At 61.3% G+C, this 13,774-nt stretch carries 10 protein-coding genes; 3 read left to right on the top strand and 7 right to left on the bottom strand.

Annotation, left to right across the window (positions count from 1 at the left end; genetic code table 11):
* Window positions 1-26 precede the first annotated feature (26 nt).
* Window positions 27-3,296, bottom strand: coding sequence for an NERD domain-containing protein (locus tag CQ039_RS03820; RefSeq protein ID WP_105563271.1), 3,270 nt, complete (start codon window positions 3,294-3,296; stop codon window positions 27-29).
* A gap of 107 nt (window positions 3,297-3,403) precedes the next feature.
* Window positions 3,404-4,579 carry a DUF3644 domain-containing protein gene (locus CQ039_RS03815; protein ID WP_105563272.1) on the bottom strand — a complete coding sequence of 392 codons (1,176 nt, stop codon included), beginning with the start codon at window positions 4,577-4,579 and terminating at the stop codon, window positions 3,404-3,406.
* On the opposite strand from CQ039_RS03815, the gene CQ039_RS03810 reads away from it, so the two are divergent.
* Window positions 4,578-5,015, top strand: a complete 438-nt coding sequence (locus tag CQ039_RS03810; RefSeq protein ID WP_146112107.1) for a hypothetical protein — start codon at window positions 4,578-4,580, stop codon at window positions 5,013-5,015. The two genes, CQ039_RS03815 and CQ039_RS03810, sit on opposite strands and share 2 nt — an antisense overlap.
* 246 nt (window positions 5,016-5,261) lie before the next feature.
* Window positions 5,262-5,759: a hypothetical protein gene (locus CQ039_RS03800; RefSeq protein ID WP_105563275.1), complete on the top strand. Its 498-nt coding sequence runs from the start codon at window positions 5,262-5,264 to the stop codon at window positions 5,757-5,759.
* Window positions 5,760-5,814: 55 nt separating this feature from the next.
* Here the strand turns inward: CQ039_RS03800 and CQ039_RS03795 are convergent, their stop codons facing one another.
* The 4 genes from CQ039_RS03795 to CQ039_RS03780 form a co-directional block, all read right to left on the bottom strand.
* Window positions 5,815-6,816 carry a HEPN domain-containing protein gene (locus tag CQ039_RS03795; RefSeq protein WP_233190196.1) on the bottom strand — a complete coding sequence of 334 codons (1,002 nt, stop codon included), beginning with the start codon at window positions 6,814-6,816 and terminating at the stop codon, window positions 5,815-5,817.
* Window positions 6,810-7,082, bottom strand: coding sequence for a conjugal transfer protein TraD (locus tag CQ039_RS03790; RefSeq protein ID WP_105563350.1), 273 nt, complete (start codon window positions 7,080-7,082; stop codon window positions 6,810-6,812). Before CQ039_RS03790 ends, CQ039_RS03795 begins: the two co-directional genes overlap by 7 nt.
* Before the next feature lie 4 nt (window positions 7,083-7,086).
* Complete coding sequence (locus tag CQ039_RS03785; RefSeq protein WP_105563276.1) at window positions 7,087-7,395, bottom strand: conjugal transfer protein TraD; 309 nt, start codon at window positions 7,393-7,395, stop codon at window positions 7,087-7,089.
* A gap of 99 nt (window positions 7,396-7,494) precedes the next feature.
* Window positions 7,495-7,935 (bottom strand): MucR family transcriptional regulator, encoded by a 441-nt coding sequence (locus tag CQ039_RS03780; RefSeq protein ID WP_105563277.1) that lies wholly within the window; start codon window positions 7,933-7,935, stop codon window positions 7,495-7,497.
* 203 nt (window positions 7,936-8,138) lie between these two features.
* Here CQ039_RS03780 and traA point away from each other — a divergent pair, with 203 nt between their 5' ends.
* The gene (gene traA, locus CQ039_RS03775; RefSeq protein ID WP_105563278.1) at window positions 8,139-10,340 is read left to right on the top strand and encodes a Ti-type conjugative transfer relaxase TraA; all 2,202 of its coding nucleotides are present in this window, start codon (window positions 8,139-8,141) and stop codon (window positions 10,338-10,340) included.
* Window positions 10,341-10,496: 156 nt separating this feature from the next.
* On the opposite strand, the gene CQ039_RS03770 is transcribed toward traA, so the two are convergent.
* Window positions 10,497-13,625, bottom strand: coding sequence for a hypothetical protein (locus CQ039_RS03770; protein ID WP_105563351.1), 3,129 nt, complete (start codon window positions 13,623-13,625; stop codon window positions 10,497-10,499).
* Window positions 13,626-13,774 lie beyond the last annotated feature (149 nt).

Raw genomic sequence — 13,774 nt, 5'->3', positions numbered from 1 at the left:
GCGCGGCGTGCTGGGCTTGGCGGGGGTCACGGCCCGGCCGGCGCTGAGTCGAGTGTCCTCAAGGCGGCGAGCGCATACGACGAGTAGCGATGCGCGCGACCAAGGCGACGAAGGACGTCGACGTCGCTCCTGTCTCCGAAGCGCCCGAGCGTGCTGAAGGCCAGCGCCGGCCCCCGCTCCCGCAACGGGACGGCGTGGAAATATTGGGGGTCGACGGCCGCATCGACGAAGCGGCGCGCGAGCCGAAGACTCTCGGTCGGATAGGTGTCGCGCAGGTCGATCGGCGGATAGGGGCGGTTGTCATCCGCCCAATGCCGCTCGGTCAGCGCCGCGTGAATCTCTGATAGACAGCCCACGACCAGTCCGGGAGGCCGAGCGTCAAGGCGGACCCAAGCGTCATGCGCAGCGGCCAGATGCTCGGGCCGCCGCGATTCCGCTGCGTGGACCAAGATCCGGATGTCGTTGAGACAGCCCTCCTCTTCGGTTTCGGCGTCACTTGCGGGCAGCGGCACCCCGTGCCGGCCGATGAATCGGAGGCTGAGGGTAAAGGCTCCCCACTCCTCCTGTGGAAAGGGGTTACTGCGGTCCGGCAAGGCCACAAAGCGGGTGAAGAGCGGCGCATCGGCGGGGTCCTCGAGCCGTGCGACCTCTGCCGTGATCCAGCTAAGGCTCAGGCTACGCTTGATCTCCACGGACGCCAGCGCACGCCGATAGAGCATGCGGCGCTGATCCTCCGAAAGCGCTTGGATCTCCTCGTAGTAGATGGCGCTGAACGGGTGATCGAACATGGCGACGTAGAGGGTAAGCGCGTCGTTCCCGTCGGCGCCATCGGCGAGAGCCGCGGCAACCTCGATGCGGATGCCGTCGCGCGCGTTCTCGGCGTCGTCGTCGAGTGCTCCAAGGAACCCCAGGGCGTCGATGATGCTGGAGTTGATCGCCCAGTTGTGCTGCGGAACGTCGAGGGCGTTGATCGTCTCCACTAGCTCGGCCAACACCTCGTCCGGCGCTTCGCGGGCGAACCCGACGGCCGACAGGGCCGCCAGCTGGACGTGGTAGGGCTCGTAGGAGAAGCGCTCACGCAGGACGAAGATCAGCTCGTCTGCGAACTTGCCGCTCTCTTCGGCGCCGAAGAAGGCGTGCCGGTTCTCCAGATAGAAATGCAGCTGCCCCGAAGTGAGGGCCGCGACGTCGAGCGACGGCAGCACCTCGGGCACGTCACCGAGACTGCGTCGCGAGCCATAATGGGCGATACGGCTAAAGCCGATTTCGTCGCCCATACTGTAGTAGGCGAGCGCGAAACTGGGGCTTCTGATGCCGATACCGGCGGCTTTCACTACCGGGTCCAGCCGCCGGCGTTCCTCGAGGAGCCGGGCGTCCATGACAGCGCACAAGTCCTGGTAGTCCTGAAAGCCCACCAACGACGTCGCCAATTGGCCGATGGCGCCGAGACGTGCTTGTTTAGGCGGCGTCCATTCACGACGGCCAGCTTCGCCCCAGCGGGTGACGTAGGCCTTGTTGTCCTGGTCGAACTCGAGGGAGACGGCGCCGATCTCGTCGATGCAGGCTTGCTTGGCCGCCTGGATCAGCTTGCGAGCGTTGGATGCCGCGATGCTTCCGAGGCTGCCGGCCGCCGCGGCGGCGATGAGGTCAGAGCTGGTCGCCGCCTGCAGCACCCGCATCGACGCATCGGGATTCTCGATCGCGGTGACGATCTCGCCGGCGAGGGGGGCCAGCAAGGGCGTTGAAAGTCGCTCACCCAGGGCCTCAGGATCCTGCGCCCCAGTGTCCGCCAAGCCGAAAGCCGCGCAGCCGTTGAGGATCATCTCATGGGAGAAGGAGACACGACCGATGCGCCGGACAAGCAGCCCGGCGGCGAACATTCCGTCGCAGGTGTCAAAGCTGACCGCCTCTCGCCGCATGAGCTCATCGAAACGGGGCTCGGCGATCGAGAACGCAACGTCGGTGTGCAGGGTGACGGCGAGTTGCCGGAGGCCGAAGGCCCCGGCGCGGGCATGGGTGCCAAGCCGGGTCCGTATGTACTGATCGATCAGGGCGAGGCGCGTCGCTTCCCCGGCGAGGGTTGCGCCCACATCGCCAACCATCTCGGCCTCAAAACCGCTGCCGACGGCCTTGAGGAGGTCGGTAACGCTGGGCGCTAAACGCCGCCCATCGCGCTCAGCGATTCGCCGTTTCAATGGGGCGCTTGGCCTGGGAACCTCGAAGCTGGAAAGCCCCTCAAAGCCGGCGGGCGGCCCTTGGGCGGTCAGGACGATCTTAGCGTCGAGCCGCCGGGCAAGCGCGCGCAGTCCGCGAAGGGCGAGGGCCTCCGATCCGGCCAGCTCGTTCACGCCGTCGACGATTAGGAACACCGACTGGTCGCCATTAGCAGCGGCCCGCAAAAGCTCCGCCGGAGGCGCATCGGTAAGAAGGCCGATCTCACGGCGGACGGCCCTGGCCCATTCACCGGCGAAGTCCTTGGCTGCGAAGTACAGGACCGGCGACCCGGCAGTCGCCAACCGGCTCGCCAGACTCTTCGCCATGAGGGTCTTGCCGCAGCCTGACGGCCCGACGATCACGCATCCACCGCCCTCTGAAGCCGCGAGCTCCAAGGCGTCAGGAGCACCGTCTTCATGGAGCCATCGCCCGCCAGCACGGCCATATTCTTCCGCGACGGCGGCGTTATAGAGCCGGAGGCGTTCGACGTCGCGCCGGGTTTGGTCACCGCCTACGGCTTCGTCGAGACTGATCGCCGTCAAGGACATGGCCGTTGCGAAGGCGTGCCATTGGTCAACGGCCCAAGGCGGTCGCTTGGCGCCGCTGGCGGGGAAATCTGCGAGAAACGCAGTGAGCGTCGCCACCCGGGCCTTGAAGTCCCCCGCAGTGACGTGGGAGCCGACCGGTGTGGGCGCAGCGAAGACCACACAGGCGTCGGGATAGTAGTCGCCGGCCGGGGCCAGAGCCGACACGGCGTCCCTTAGGGCGTTCTTGGCGCCAACAGCTTGCTGATAGGCGTTGCCGTAGGGCCTCCACTCCCCGCTGGCGTCCATTCTGGACCAGGCGCCGTTCAGGTCGCCGCGGACGGGCGTTCGGGACAGCTTCACCTCGATGACCGTCACGAAGGCTGCCGTGGCGATGATGCAGTCGATCTGCCGACCGCCGATCTGGGCATTGGCGATGACAACATAGGGCGCCTGGTTCTGCTCCAGACGCTCCGCCACAGCGGCGACGACCGCCCGCTCGGAAGCAAGCTCGATCGGTGCGCCGATATAGATCGTTCCAAGGGGCGTGCGGGGCACTAAGCGGCTCGGCTAAGAGTCATCATGAGCCATTGGCCCATGTTTTGAGCGGGCTTGCAGGCGCGAGGCTTGGAGGGGCAATGCATCGATTTGGAACTAGCTCGTGCTCATCGTGCTAAGGCGGCTCGCACATGATCGACCCATTTGTCGTACCACCACCAGTCGCCGGGCCTTAGCTCTACACCAAACTTGTGGACGGGGTTCTTGGCGTCCGCCCCCTGCCACAGCAGCTGATGGTCGTAGAGCTTGAAGTCTTTGTAGCCTTCGGCCTGCATCAGCTCGACAATGTCCTTGGGTTTGTACTTCTTGCGCTCGGATTCCTTAACCAGGACGCTGGCGATCTCCTGGCCTTCGGCGGACTCCGGGCGGATGAACTCCACCACTTGGTCGGCCTTACCCTTGGCGTTCACAGAGCGCTCCACGTAGGCCACGCGATAGGCATATTTCGGATCGCGGATCACCGCGTCAGGCAGGGCGTCCTCATAGGCAAGATGCGCCGCTACCAGATGGGCGGGCAGGTCTGTGTCCTTCAACAAGAGGTCGCGCTGAGACTTGGCGATGCCGGAGAACTGCAGGGCCACACCCAGTTCGCGGTCGAGCCCATGCTCGGCGCCGAACATCGTCTTCAGCGCGACGTTAAAGTTCAGACAGCACGCCTGCAGCTTGGCGCTGATGAGATCGTCAATGCGGCGGGTCATCTGATGTTCGATCTCGTGCCGGATTTCGATCAGGAACTTCAGGTTCGCCTTGCTCGCCTCGTCTAGGGGACAAGCGGCATCGCCTATGCAACGCTCTAGTTCCCAATGCTTGTCAGCGCCGTGACGGGTCTTGAGAACCTCGCTGGTACGGCGGTCGCGGTGCCTGTAGTCGACCCCCTGCCGCTTGAAATGGGCGTGCATCAGATAGGTCCACGCGATCACGGCCGTGACGATGAAAACCTCGGACTTGAAGTAGGCCCTAGGGTTGTTGAAGCCCTGAACCGCGTGAAGCATCGCCTCACGCGCTTTGATGAGAAGCTCGTCGCCAATAAGGTGGAGGCCGCTGCCGTCTACGTCCGGCCATGCATCTAGGAATTCGGCCAGTTCCTGGGCCGACGCCGCCGGGACCGCCGTATGGGTCTTGGTGTCGCGGATATCCTTAATCCGGCCGTGATTGATGGATCGCGTCGGCCGCGTGAAATAGGCGAGGATGTCTTGGTCAGTCTTGCGTGGCGTCTCCGCCATCATCGCCTTGATGATCGCGACTTCCCACCGCTCCAGCTTGTTGTTGGGATTTCTGGCCATGAATGCCCATCATAGGAGCATAAAGCCAAGCTTATCTACCCATCAAAAATGGCGGCCCCAAGATATGTTCGGCCCGAATCTCACGAACGATCAGCTTCGCAATATCGTCGACGAGATGTCCGACCTGGATTTCGCACGCCGCGTCTACTGCCAGGAGATGGCCGGCTCCTATATAGCGGTGGGCCTTTTCGAGGACGTGCTTATCTCGGCTATGCACATGTGCGACAGAGTCAAGCTCAAGCAAATACTCGGCGACGACATCGATCGTTGGACCCAATCGCCCGCAAAGAAGACCCAACTTCAGGGTTCTACGCTTGGATCTTTGATCAAAATTCTAGAGGGACACGCGATCGCCGAGGCCGATATTCGGTATCTCAAGTGGATCAAAGACAAGCGCGACTACTTCGTCCATCGTTTATTTCATGAAGGCGCTTGACCAAGAGAACTGGATGCCGAAGGCTGCCGTCTGATGGCACGTCGGCTCTTCGCCATCCAGACTTGGTTGTCGCGTGGGCAGCGGAACATATGGGCGATCTTTGAGCGGGCCGGCTTGCTCGAGCTTGACCGCCTGTCTGATAGCAGCTTCTTGGCCATGAATATGGGAATCTTCGACCTATTAGATGGGCAGAGAGCGGATGACGGGGACGGAGACGTCGAGGATTGAAATCGATGTGAGGCGCGGATGACGAGTTATGTGACGGGAGACATCTTTGTACTGTCGCCCCCGCAGCAGACCTTAAAGGCCTGGGCTCCTTTTTGGGATTGCGTCTCCATTCTATTCCAGTTCCAGAATTCCGATGTGGCGGATGGGGACGAAGAGCTGCCAGAGTGGAGAATCTACTGGGTTGCGGGGCTAGCCCTGCTGAGGACCGTTGGCCACGTGCTGGCGAAGGTCGATGCCAAAACGTCCCCGAAACATACGGACGCCGTTGGCGCGCTCTGGACAGACTTTCATGCCGACCGCGCACGGTCGGCGATCTTTTGGAATTTCATCGAGAGGGAGAGGAACAGCCTCCTCAAGACTTACTCCTTTGGCGCAAGACTAGCGCGGAACGACGGCGGGTATGCCTTCGTCGAGTTCGAAGACGGGGTCGACGCCTTTCAGCTGTTTCGTGAAGCGGTTTACTGGTGGCGATACAACTTAATGGCGCTCGAACGCGAGATCGCAGAGCGGCCATGACTTCGAGGGTCCGCTTCTTAGGGGGGGGGCGATTAGCTTCCGTTGTTGACGCATTTCAGCCCTTGCTGGCGGCGATCAACTCATTCAAACGTTCACGGCAGATCGTCTCCACGACGTTCTGGAGCACGCTGAGTCGCTCCAGCATCCAGGTAAGTTCCTCGGCTGTTACCCGGTAGTGCTCTGAATATCGGGCCTTCACATAAGCGGCGCGTAGAAGCTCAAAGCACCGCTTCTGGAACTTCGTCTCCGTCGGCCAGACCTCTGACAATCGCGCGTCGATGGGTTCGGCTGCATTCCGCAACCGGACTAGGTTGTGGGACTTTGGCGTGTACAGCGTCGCGACGAGCAGGATCGCATTGTACAGATGCTCGGCCGCTTGGTGAGCTTCAAACGCTCCCTTCTTGAAACGTCCACGCTCATAGTTTGACTGGGCATCATCGAAGAACTCGCCCGCCGTTTCCATACGGTCTCTGTAGTATTTTTCCGCTTCGTTCAGCGCCGCCTCGCTTGGCAACGGCTGTGGATCGACGAACGGATGATCCGGTTCCTCGAACAGCACCACGCCGTCACGCACGATGTCCGCGAAGAAGTACCGGCCCTGCGCCAGTTGGTCGTTTACGTCGTCGAGCGAATGAATGATCAGGTCGGCAGGGGTGCGAAGATTGGCGCCGGAGGCGAGGTCCCGCCGCAGGCGCTTCTCGGCACCCTCCCAGAACTCCAGCACGTCCGTCAGCTTCTCGTCGCTGACGACGACGAGCAGGTCGAAGTCTGAGAAATAGCGCCCGACCGGATCCTCGACCCAGTCGCCCCGGGCGTATGATCCGTAGAGGATGACCTTGAGGATCTGGCCGTCCTTCACGCCCTCGGCGCGCCGGTTGGCGATAGCTTTGCCGAACTCGTCCTTGATGACCCCGAGCACGTGCTCAAGCTCGCGGCGCTTGCCGAGCGGCAGATGGTCGAGACTCGTCTTCATCCGGCGAGTCTTGCCGTTACCGCCGCGCTTCGCAAGGCGAAGCTCCTCGCGGCCGGCTCTGTGGTATTCGCGACGGATCACCATGGGGCGGGAGCATCGCCGCTGAGGGACTCCTTGTCACCCCTGAAGGCGCGCCGTCCCCGGTGCGCCAGAACCGCCATGGCCTCGTCGCGCCGATCCGAACTCAGCATGGCGGCGACGACAAGCAGGCCGCCGAAGATGGCGCTACGGTCGTCGCCGGTCAGTTCGATGAGACCCGCCTTCTGCACCAAGCCGCCCAGTTCGATCAGGTGGCGGGTGCGAGCGCGCCGCGCGTCCTGACGTTCCTGGTGATCGGCCCGCCGCTGCATGGCTTCAGTCCGGCGCATCAGGGCTGGAAGCCGGGCCAGCCTTAGGGTCGTGGCGCGAAGCGCTCGCCGCAGCGGTGCGCGTCCGTTCGCCGCGAAAGAAGGCCTCGCCCCGCTGGCGCCACTGGCTTCGGGTCTGCTCGTTCGTCTCGGCCGCTACGGCGTTCAGCGCGCCCATGAGAATGTCGGCGCCCAGGGCGTCGGCGCCGCTGGCGATGACGAGTTCGCCAAGTTGTGTGACCCGGCGCGCCTTCAGGGCGGAGGCGCGTTCGGCAAGCGCCGCGAGTTCGGCGTCGATGTCCCTGGGCTTTCGCATGATGACGGCTCTCTCTTCCTTCGAAGAGCCGCCATCATGCTTTGGTCCTGCCTTCCGCGCGCCCCCGTAAGTCTGCGGTCGTGCGCGGGCGTGAGCGGCTTACTTGGCCGCCGGTTTGCGTCCGCGTTTGGCGGGCTTGCGACCGCCCTGGCCGAGGCCCATCGACTTGGCCAGTTCCGACCGCGCAGCCGCATAGTTCGGCGCCACCATCGGATAGTCCTTCGGCAGGCCCCACTTGGCGCGATAGTCCTCCGGGGTGAGGCCGTACTTGTTGGCCAGGTGGCGCTTCATCGACTTGAACGGCTTGCCGTCTTCCAGGCAGATGATGTGGTCCGGCGTGATGCTCTTGCGGATCGACACCGCAGGCGCCTGCGGCTCGGGCTCGGGCGCCGCAACCTGCGTCGTTCCCGCCAGCGCGCCATGCACGCCCGCGATCAGGCGGGGCAGGGCGTCGGCGGCGATCGCGTTGTTCGACACGAAGGCCGAAACGATGTCGGCGGTCATGCCGATCAGGTCGGTCTCGGCGGTCAGCTCATCCATGCATTCAGGTCCTGGCGGTGGGGGGAATAGTCCGTCTCAGCCTTGCACGTCCCCTCATGCCTGGAAACCGGACGCGATGAAGGATCGCGGCTTTCCACCTCCGTAGACTTGCGGGACGCCAGTCCCCGTCACGACGGACATGCTGTCCGGAGTGCGCGCTTATACGTCGTTCCGACGTGCGCTTTGCTCGGAGCGCTGCGGTTGTGGCCATCTACCACTTCTCCGCCAAGGTCATCTCACGCTCGACCGGCCGTAGCGCAGTGGCGGCGGCGGCCTATCGCTCGGCCTCGCGCCTGTTCGACGAGCGCACCGAGCAGCCGTTCGACTACAGCCGTAAGTCCGGCGTGCTGCATTCGGAGATCTTGCTGCCTGACGGCGCGCCGGAGCGCTGGTCCGACCGGCAGGCGCTGTGGAATGAGGTCGAGTGGGGCGAGAAGCGCAAAGACGCCCAGCTTTCCCGCGAGATCGAGTTCGCCCTGCCCAGAGAGATGCAGCCCGCTGACGCCATCGAACTGGCCCGCGCCTTCGTCGAGCGAGAGTTGGTGCGGCGCGGCATGGTCGCCGACCTGAACGTCCACTGCGACATCGGCGACGACGGCCTGCCTAGGCCCCATGCGCATGTCATGCTGGCGCTGCGGGAAGTCGGCGCCGACGGCTTCGGCGCCAAGGCGCGGGACTGGAACAGCACCGCTCTTCTGGAGCACTGGCGCGAAGCCTGGGCCAAGCATGTGAACGTTCGCCTGGCCGAACTCGACCATGACATCCGCATCGATCACCGCAGCCTCAAGGATCAGGGCATCGACCTTGAGCCCCAGTTCAAGATCGGCCCGGCCGCCGCCCGATCTGAAGCGCGCGGCCAGACCTCGGAACGGGCCGACCAGCACCGCGACATCGCCCGGCGCAACGGCGAACGTCTGCTGCGCAATCCGGCCGCCGCCCTCGAAGCCCTGACCCACACGCAGGAGACCTTCACCCGCCATGATCTGGCTCGCTTCGTCTTTCGCCACACCGACGGCAAGGACCAGTTCGACCGGCTCCACGCCAAAGTCCTGGTGTCCCCGGAGCTGGTTCATCTGGGGATGGACGAACGCGGTCGCGAACGGTTCACCAGCCGCGATCTGATCCGCGCACAGGAGGCCATGCTCCGGGCGTCTGACCGGCTGGAGAGCCAGCCTCATCGCGCCATCACCGAACGCTCTGGCCGCGCGGCCAGAGCCGAGATGGCGACGGTGGGGCAGCTCGGCGACGAGCAGGTGCTGGCCGTGGCGCACGTGCTGTCGGCCGGATGTCTGGCGGCGGTCGTCGGTTATGCCGGAACCGGGAAGAGCACAGCGTTGGGGGTGGCGCGTGCGGCCTGGGAGGCGGAGGGCTACCGGGTCGTTGGCGCGGCGCTCAGCGGCATCGCGGCCGAGAATCTGGAGAAAGGTTCCGGCATTCCCTCGCGGACGCTGGCCAGCCTTGAGTACGCTTGGGCGCGGGACCGGGACCACCTGACGCGTGACGACGTGCTGGTGAACGACGAGGCGGGCATGGTCGGGACGCGGCAGATGCGGCGTATCCTCGAAGCGGCAGAACGCGGCGGCGCCAAGGTCGTGATGGTTGGCGATCCGGAGCAGCTTCAGGCCATTGAGGCGGGGGCGCCGTTCCGACGACTGGTTGAGCGGCACGGTGCCATGGAAATCACCGAAGTGCGACGCCAGCGGGAGGGCTGGCAGCGGGCGGCGACTATCGAACTGGCAAGAGGGCGAACAGAGGCCGCCATCCAGCGATACGACGCCGCAGGCGCCGTCCACGGGCACGACACGCGCGACGAGGCGCGATGGGCGCTGGTAGCGGACTGGATGGCCGACAGGGTGCGCGATCCAACCGCGTCGCAGATGCTGCTGGCCTACACGCGGGCGGACGTGGCGGAGCTGAACCGGCTGGCGCGGGAGACGCTGCGGGCGGCCAAGAAACTGGGGCCGGACCAGGCGGTGGAGACCACGTACGGCGAGCGGCCCTTCGCGGTCGGGGACCGGGTGATGTTTCTGCGGAACGAGCGGTCGCTCGGAGTGAAGAATGGGACGCTCGCTACGCTGGTTGCACTTGGTCGATCAGCCATAGAGGCGCGGCTGGATGACGGGCGAAACCTGCGGTTCGACCGCAAGGAATATGCGGACCTGACGCACGGTTACGCCGCCACGATCCACAAGGTGCAGGGCGCGACTGTAGATAGGACCTATGTCTTGGCTAGTCGCCATATCAATCGGCATGCAGCCTATGTGGCGATGACCCGGCATCGGGACGCAACAATGCTGCGGTACGGGCGCAGCGACTATGCAACAACGGCCGAGCTTACTAGGTCATTGTCAAGATGGTCGCCGGATCGGTGGTTTGATTGGTCGCCCAGGGAGCGCGGACGCTAATCAAAGGGTAGACAGCAATGAACTTTACTTCACTGCTGCCTACCCAAAGACAGGCTCCCACTACTCTCGTTCTCGACCTGTAGCAGTGGGGTGAGCGAACAAATGCTCTAGGCTGGTTCGGTCTCGCAGACGGAGTTCGCAGATTGGATCTGCCAGCTAGCTCGGCGTTGTCCTGCGGCTCGGAGAAATCCTAAACCCTTCAGGTGCTGGCTTATATCTATCGCTAGGTCGGGCCCACCTATGGGCTCTACTCTGCTGGGCTCTAAGGTCAGTCGGATCGATCTGGACCACCACCAGATGTTCGTTCATCCCACCCCTGATTCGGCACACATCTCTTGCAAACGAAGCCTTTCTAGGGGAACGCACACGGCTGTCCCCATATCGCCTATTATTGACTAAAGCGATGTACGCGTGAACGTCTAGGCTTGCAGACTCAACTAAGGACGAGAACGTTTCAATATCTCTGTTCCACGAAAGAACTCCAATCCAATCGACGTGGCCTTGAAAACGACTTCTGTGTTCAACGTTTTGAAGTTCTGAACATATTAGCAATCCAAAATAGTAGCCGTTGTGCATGTAGATTGGGTGCTGCGTTTCCGTCCATGATCGCCACGTTTTACCATGAGAGCTATACAAGCTCTCCTCTTCTCCAGGCGCAGGCTGAAGTTTCTGCTGTCGTATCTGTACGGATGATGGATAACCAAGTCGATCATCCGAAAGCACTAAAACTGCAGAACTGCTAACCGTTCCATCGTCAAAATGGGTATAATCCAGACCCGCAATAAGGCTTATTCCAGCCTGCTGAAGTACAGAACTCACAGTATATAGCCAGCGATCCGGAAGGCTAAGCTCAGGTAGCAGTAAGTGCGTAGGACGAGGAACCGACTGAATCGCAAGATTTACTATTCTGACAAGTCGATTGTAGCGACCCGAGGAAAGATCGACCGATCCGGAAGCTCCGCGAGACCAAGATTCATCAGAAGTTTCAAGGCTCGTAATGCCCAGCCTCAAATGCTCGTCACGCACTCCCCCGATCACGGCTACGCGCGGGTCCACCTCGCCGTCAGCCCTGACATTTGCATTGAGAGGTAAGTGCCCCGAGTCAGAAGTGAAGCGGGGCCAGACGCCTCGCACGGCACGTACGTACTCCCCCCAGTTTCGCGCAGCATCTGCCGGTTCCCCAAAGACGCAATCTTCAGGATGATACAGCGCAACCTCCTGCGCGCTGTAAGGCCTTGTCGGCACGATAAAGGGAAGCAGGGAGGCCGCGCCTCCATCATGCCTGCATCGCTGGCTGATTCTCTGCTCTGTGGGCCGAGGCGCGGTTTGGTCGCCAGCATCGACCAAGAATCTCTGCAGTGCGTCCAAGTGAGGGAATGCCGCGTACAGCCGCTCCTCGTTCAGGGCCCGAGGTTTCTGCCGCCCAGCTTCGAGGCGGAGATGTTCCTTATAGGGCACCTTCGCCCAATCCGCCTCCCTTACCGCCAGCGCCAGCTGGAAGACGAAATTTTCGTCTCCATAGATCAAAACATCAGTCAGCATGCGGCGAGCGTCGCGCGAGAGAGGGTGAGGCGATCCTTGGCGTGGATTCCAGGGCAGTGATCGAAGCACGGCTTCCCGGCACGAATGCAGGACCCATTCTCGAAGTGAACGCCATGCGCCTGGCGGCGTGCTTGGCAGCTCGACGCCGTTAATCTTGCAGCCGCCGCCGGCATTTGCTCGTTCGATCTGATCAATCGCAGATAGCGCGGAGCTAAGAAGCTGACGAGCTTCTGACCAATCTCCTAGAGAGACTGCCAAAGATATCAAACGAGCAAGATAATCTAACTGCTCGAGTATTTTATCTGGACGCAGTATGTGGGCCCGCGCAAATTCGTAGAACGAGCGACGCTCGCGACGCCAACTGCTTCTTTCTAGGTCGCGAGCTAGTATTTCAACCGAGCGGAGCTGAAGCGCCCACCCTAAGCGACGAAGCGTCAGGCCGTCGGCCCTCCGAAGAGAATCTGGCTCTTCGTTGGCGCTGTCGGCAGCAGAAAGCGCTCGTGCCGACGCTGTAGTGTCCAGCTCGTCAAGAAGCGGCATCAAACGCCTCTCACTTGAGAGTGATCGAATTTGGTGTGCAATGTTGTTTAGAAGGTCTAATCCAGACTGGCCGCTTAAGAAGAATACTTTTTGCTTTGACGGTTGAAACCGTAGTCGCGTCAGGCCTTGATAATCTCCCAGGCGAACTTCCACGCCTGATTCACCGTATTCGTCGGCGCTTCCAATTGTAAGGTATGAAACTCGACTTTGAACATACGCCCACAGCTGCTGCGTTGTTAGAACGTTCCCTGGATCCGGTATAACGAGGAATATATCATCCACATATCTTCCGTAATATAGGGGCGCCATTCCGTTTTGAATTTGCCGATCAAACTCGCAAAGCAGGACGTTGGTAATAATTCTGACGGCGGAGAGACCAATGGGGAGCCCGCCATGCTGCGTAACCGGCAGCCCGCCTTGCTGCATGATATCCCTAGCTAGGCCTCCCCATTGGTGTAGAGCGGAAACTAGATCCCGCGTGAACGACAAGTCCCATTCAGATAGATTGAGCCCAATTCTACTCAAAAAGTCCGGATGCACCATGAATGATGGATCTATGTTGTGGTAGTATGAGGAAAAATCAAGAGTAATCGCTACAACGGCCTGCCCATCGGATAGTGCGTTTCTTATCGACGATACGCCAGAGTCCCTCCATGATTTATACGGAGAGAAGTATGGCTCGAAAGAGCCAATCGCATCGTATTGATACTCGCCCTCAGGGAGGTCGGTATTTCGACCTCTCGCTCCGTAGCGGCGGACACGCGATCCATACGCGCTGTTAGCCAAGCGCTGATCGTATCTGTGACCCACTTGGTTTAGCCACAACGCCGAGAGAATGTGCATTTCGACTAAAAAGTCGCCGACAAGCCGAAATTCTGGAACTAAATGATTTTGCTGGATGAGGCGCTCGAAAGCTCGTTCCGTATCAGAGAAAAAGCTATGGTTCTGATCCGATTGTGATCGTTGATGCTTGGAAAGAGACTTAGCAAAAATCCTAGGCTCACCTAGACTTCTTTCGAATACGGAAGCGACGAATCCTGATCGAAGTTCAACAAGAAGAGATTCAAGATTTTCACATAAATTGGACTCGTACTCGGTGAATCTCTCGGCAGCATAAAGAGATCTTTCGTAAAAGCAGTCCGACTTTGCCTTGCGATAGGCTAATAGCAATTGCGAAAGAGTAAGTTCGCTCCACGAATTCATATTAGACACGCATTCCCAAGACCGCCCGGCCCGTCAAAAGCCCAGGATCTCACCTAATCGTTGATGCATTGCGAAGGGCGGCTAACGAGGAGCCGTTGATTGTCTTTTTGAAAGACGGCTCAAATTAACGCATGGGTCGAAATCGCACT

The organism is Brevundimonas sp. MYb52, assembly GCF_002979535.1.
GTDB lineage: Bacteria > Pseudomonadota > Alphaproteobacteria > Caulobacterales > Caulobacteraceae > Brevundimonas.
The sequence above is the reverse complement of the archived record's forward strand: the minus strand, read 5'-3'. Positions and strand labels throughout refer to the sequence as shown.

Excerpts from the sequence above, each read along its gene's own strand:
- CQ039_RS03790 (WP_105563350.1), bottom strand. The coding sequence starts at position 7,082 with ATGCAGCGGCGGGCCGATCACCAGGAACGTCAGGACGCGCGGCGCGCT.
- CQ039_RS03795 (WP_233190196.1), bottom strand. The coding sequence starts at position 6,816 with ATGGTGATCCGTCGCGAATACCACAGAGCCGGCCGCGAGGAGCTTCGC.
- CQ039_RS03800 (WP_105563275.1), top strand. The coding sequence starts at position 5,262 with ATGACGAGTTATGTGACGGGAGACATCTTTGTACTGTCGCCCCCGCAG.
- CQ039_RS03780 (WP_105563277.1), bottom strand. The coding sequence starts at position 7,935 with ATGGATGAGCTGACCGCCGAGACCGACCTGATCGGCATGACCGCCGAC.
- CQ039_RS03815 (WP_105563272.1), bottom strand. The coding sequence starts at position 4,579 with ATGGCCAGAAATCCCAACAACAAGCTGGAGCGGTGGGAAGTCGCGATC.
- CQ039_RS03785 (WP_105563276.1), bottom strand. The coding sequence starts at position 7,395 with ATGCGAAAGCCCAGGGACATCGACGCCGAACTCGCGGCGCTTGCCGAA.
- CQ039_RS03770 (WP_105563351.1), bottom strand. The coding sequence starts at position 13,625 with ATGAATTCGTGGAGCGAACTTACTCTTTCGCAATTGCTATTAGCCTAT.
- CQ039_RS03810 (WP_146112107.1), top strand. The coding sequence starts at position 4,578 with ATGAATGCCCATCATAGGAGCATAAAGCCAAGCTTATCTACCCATCAA.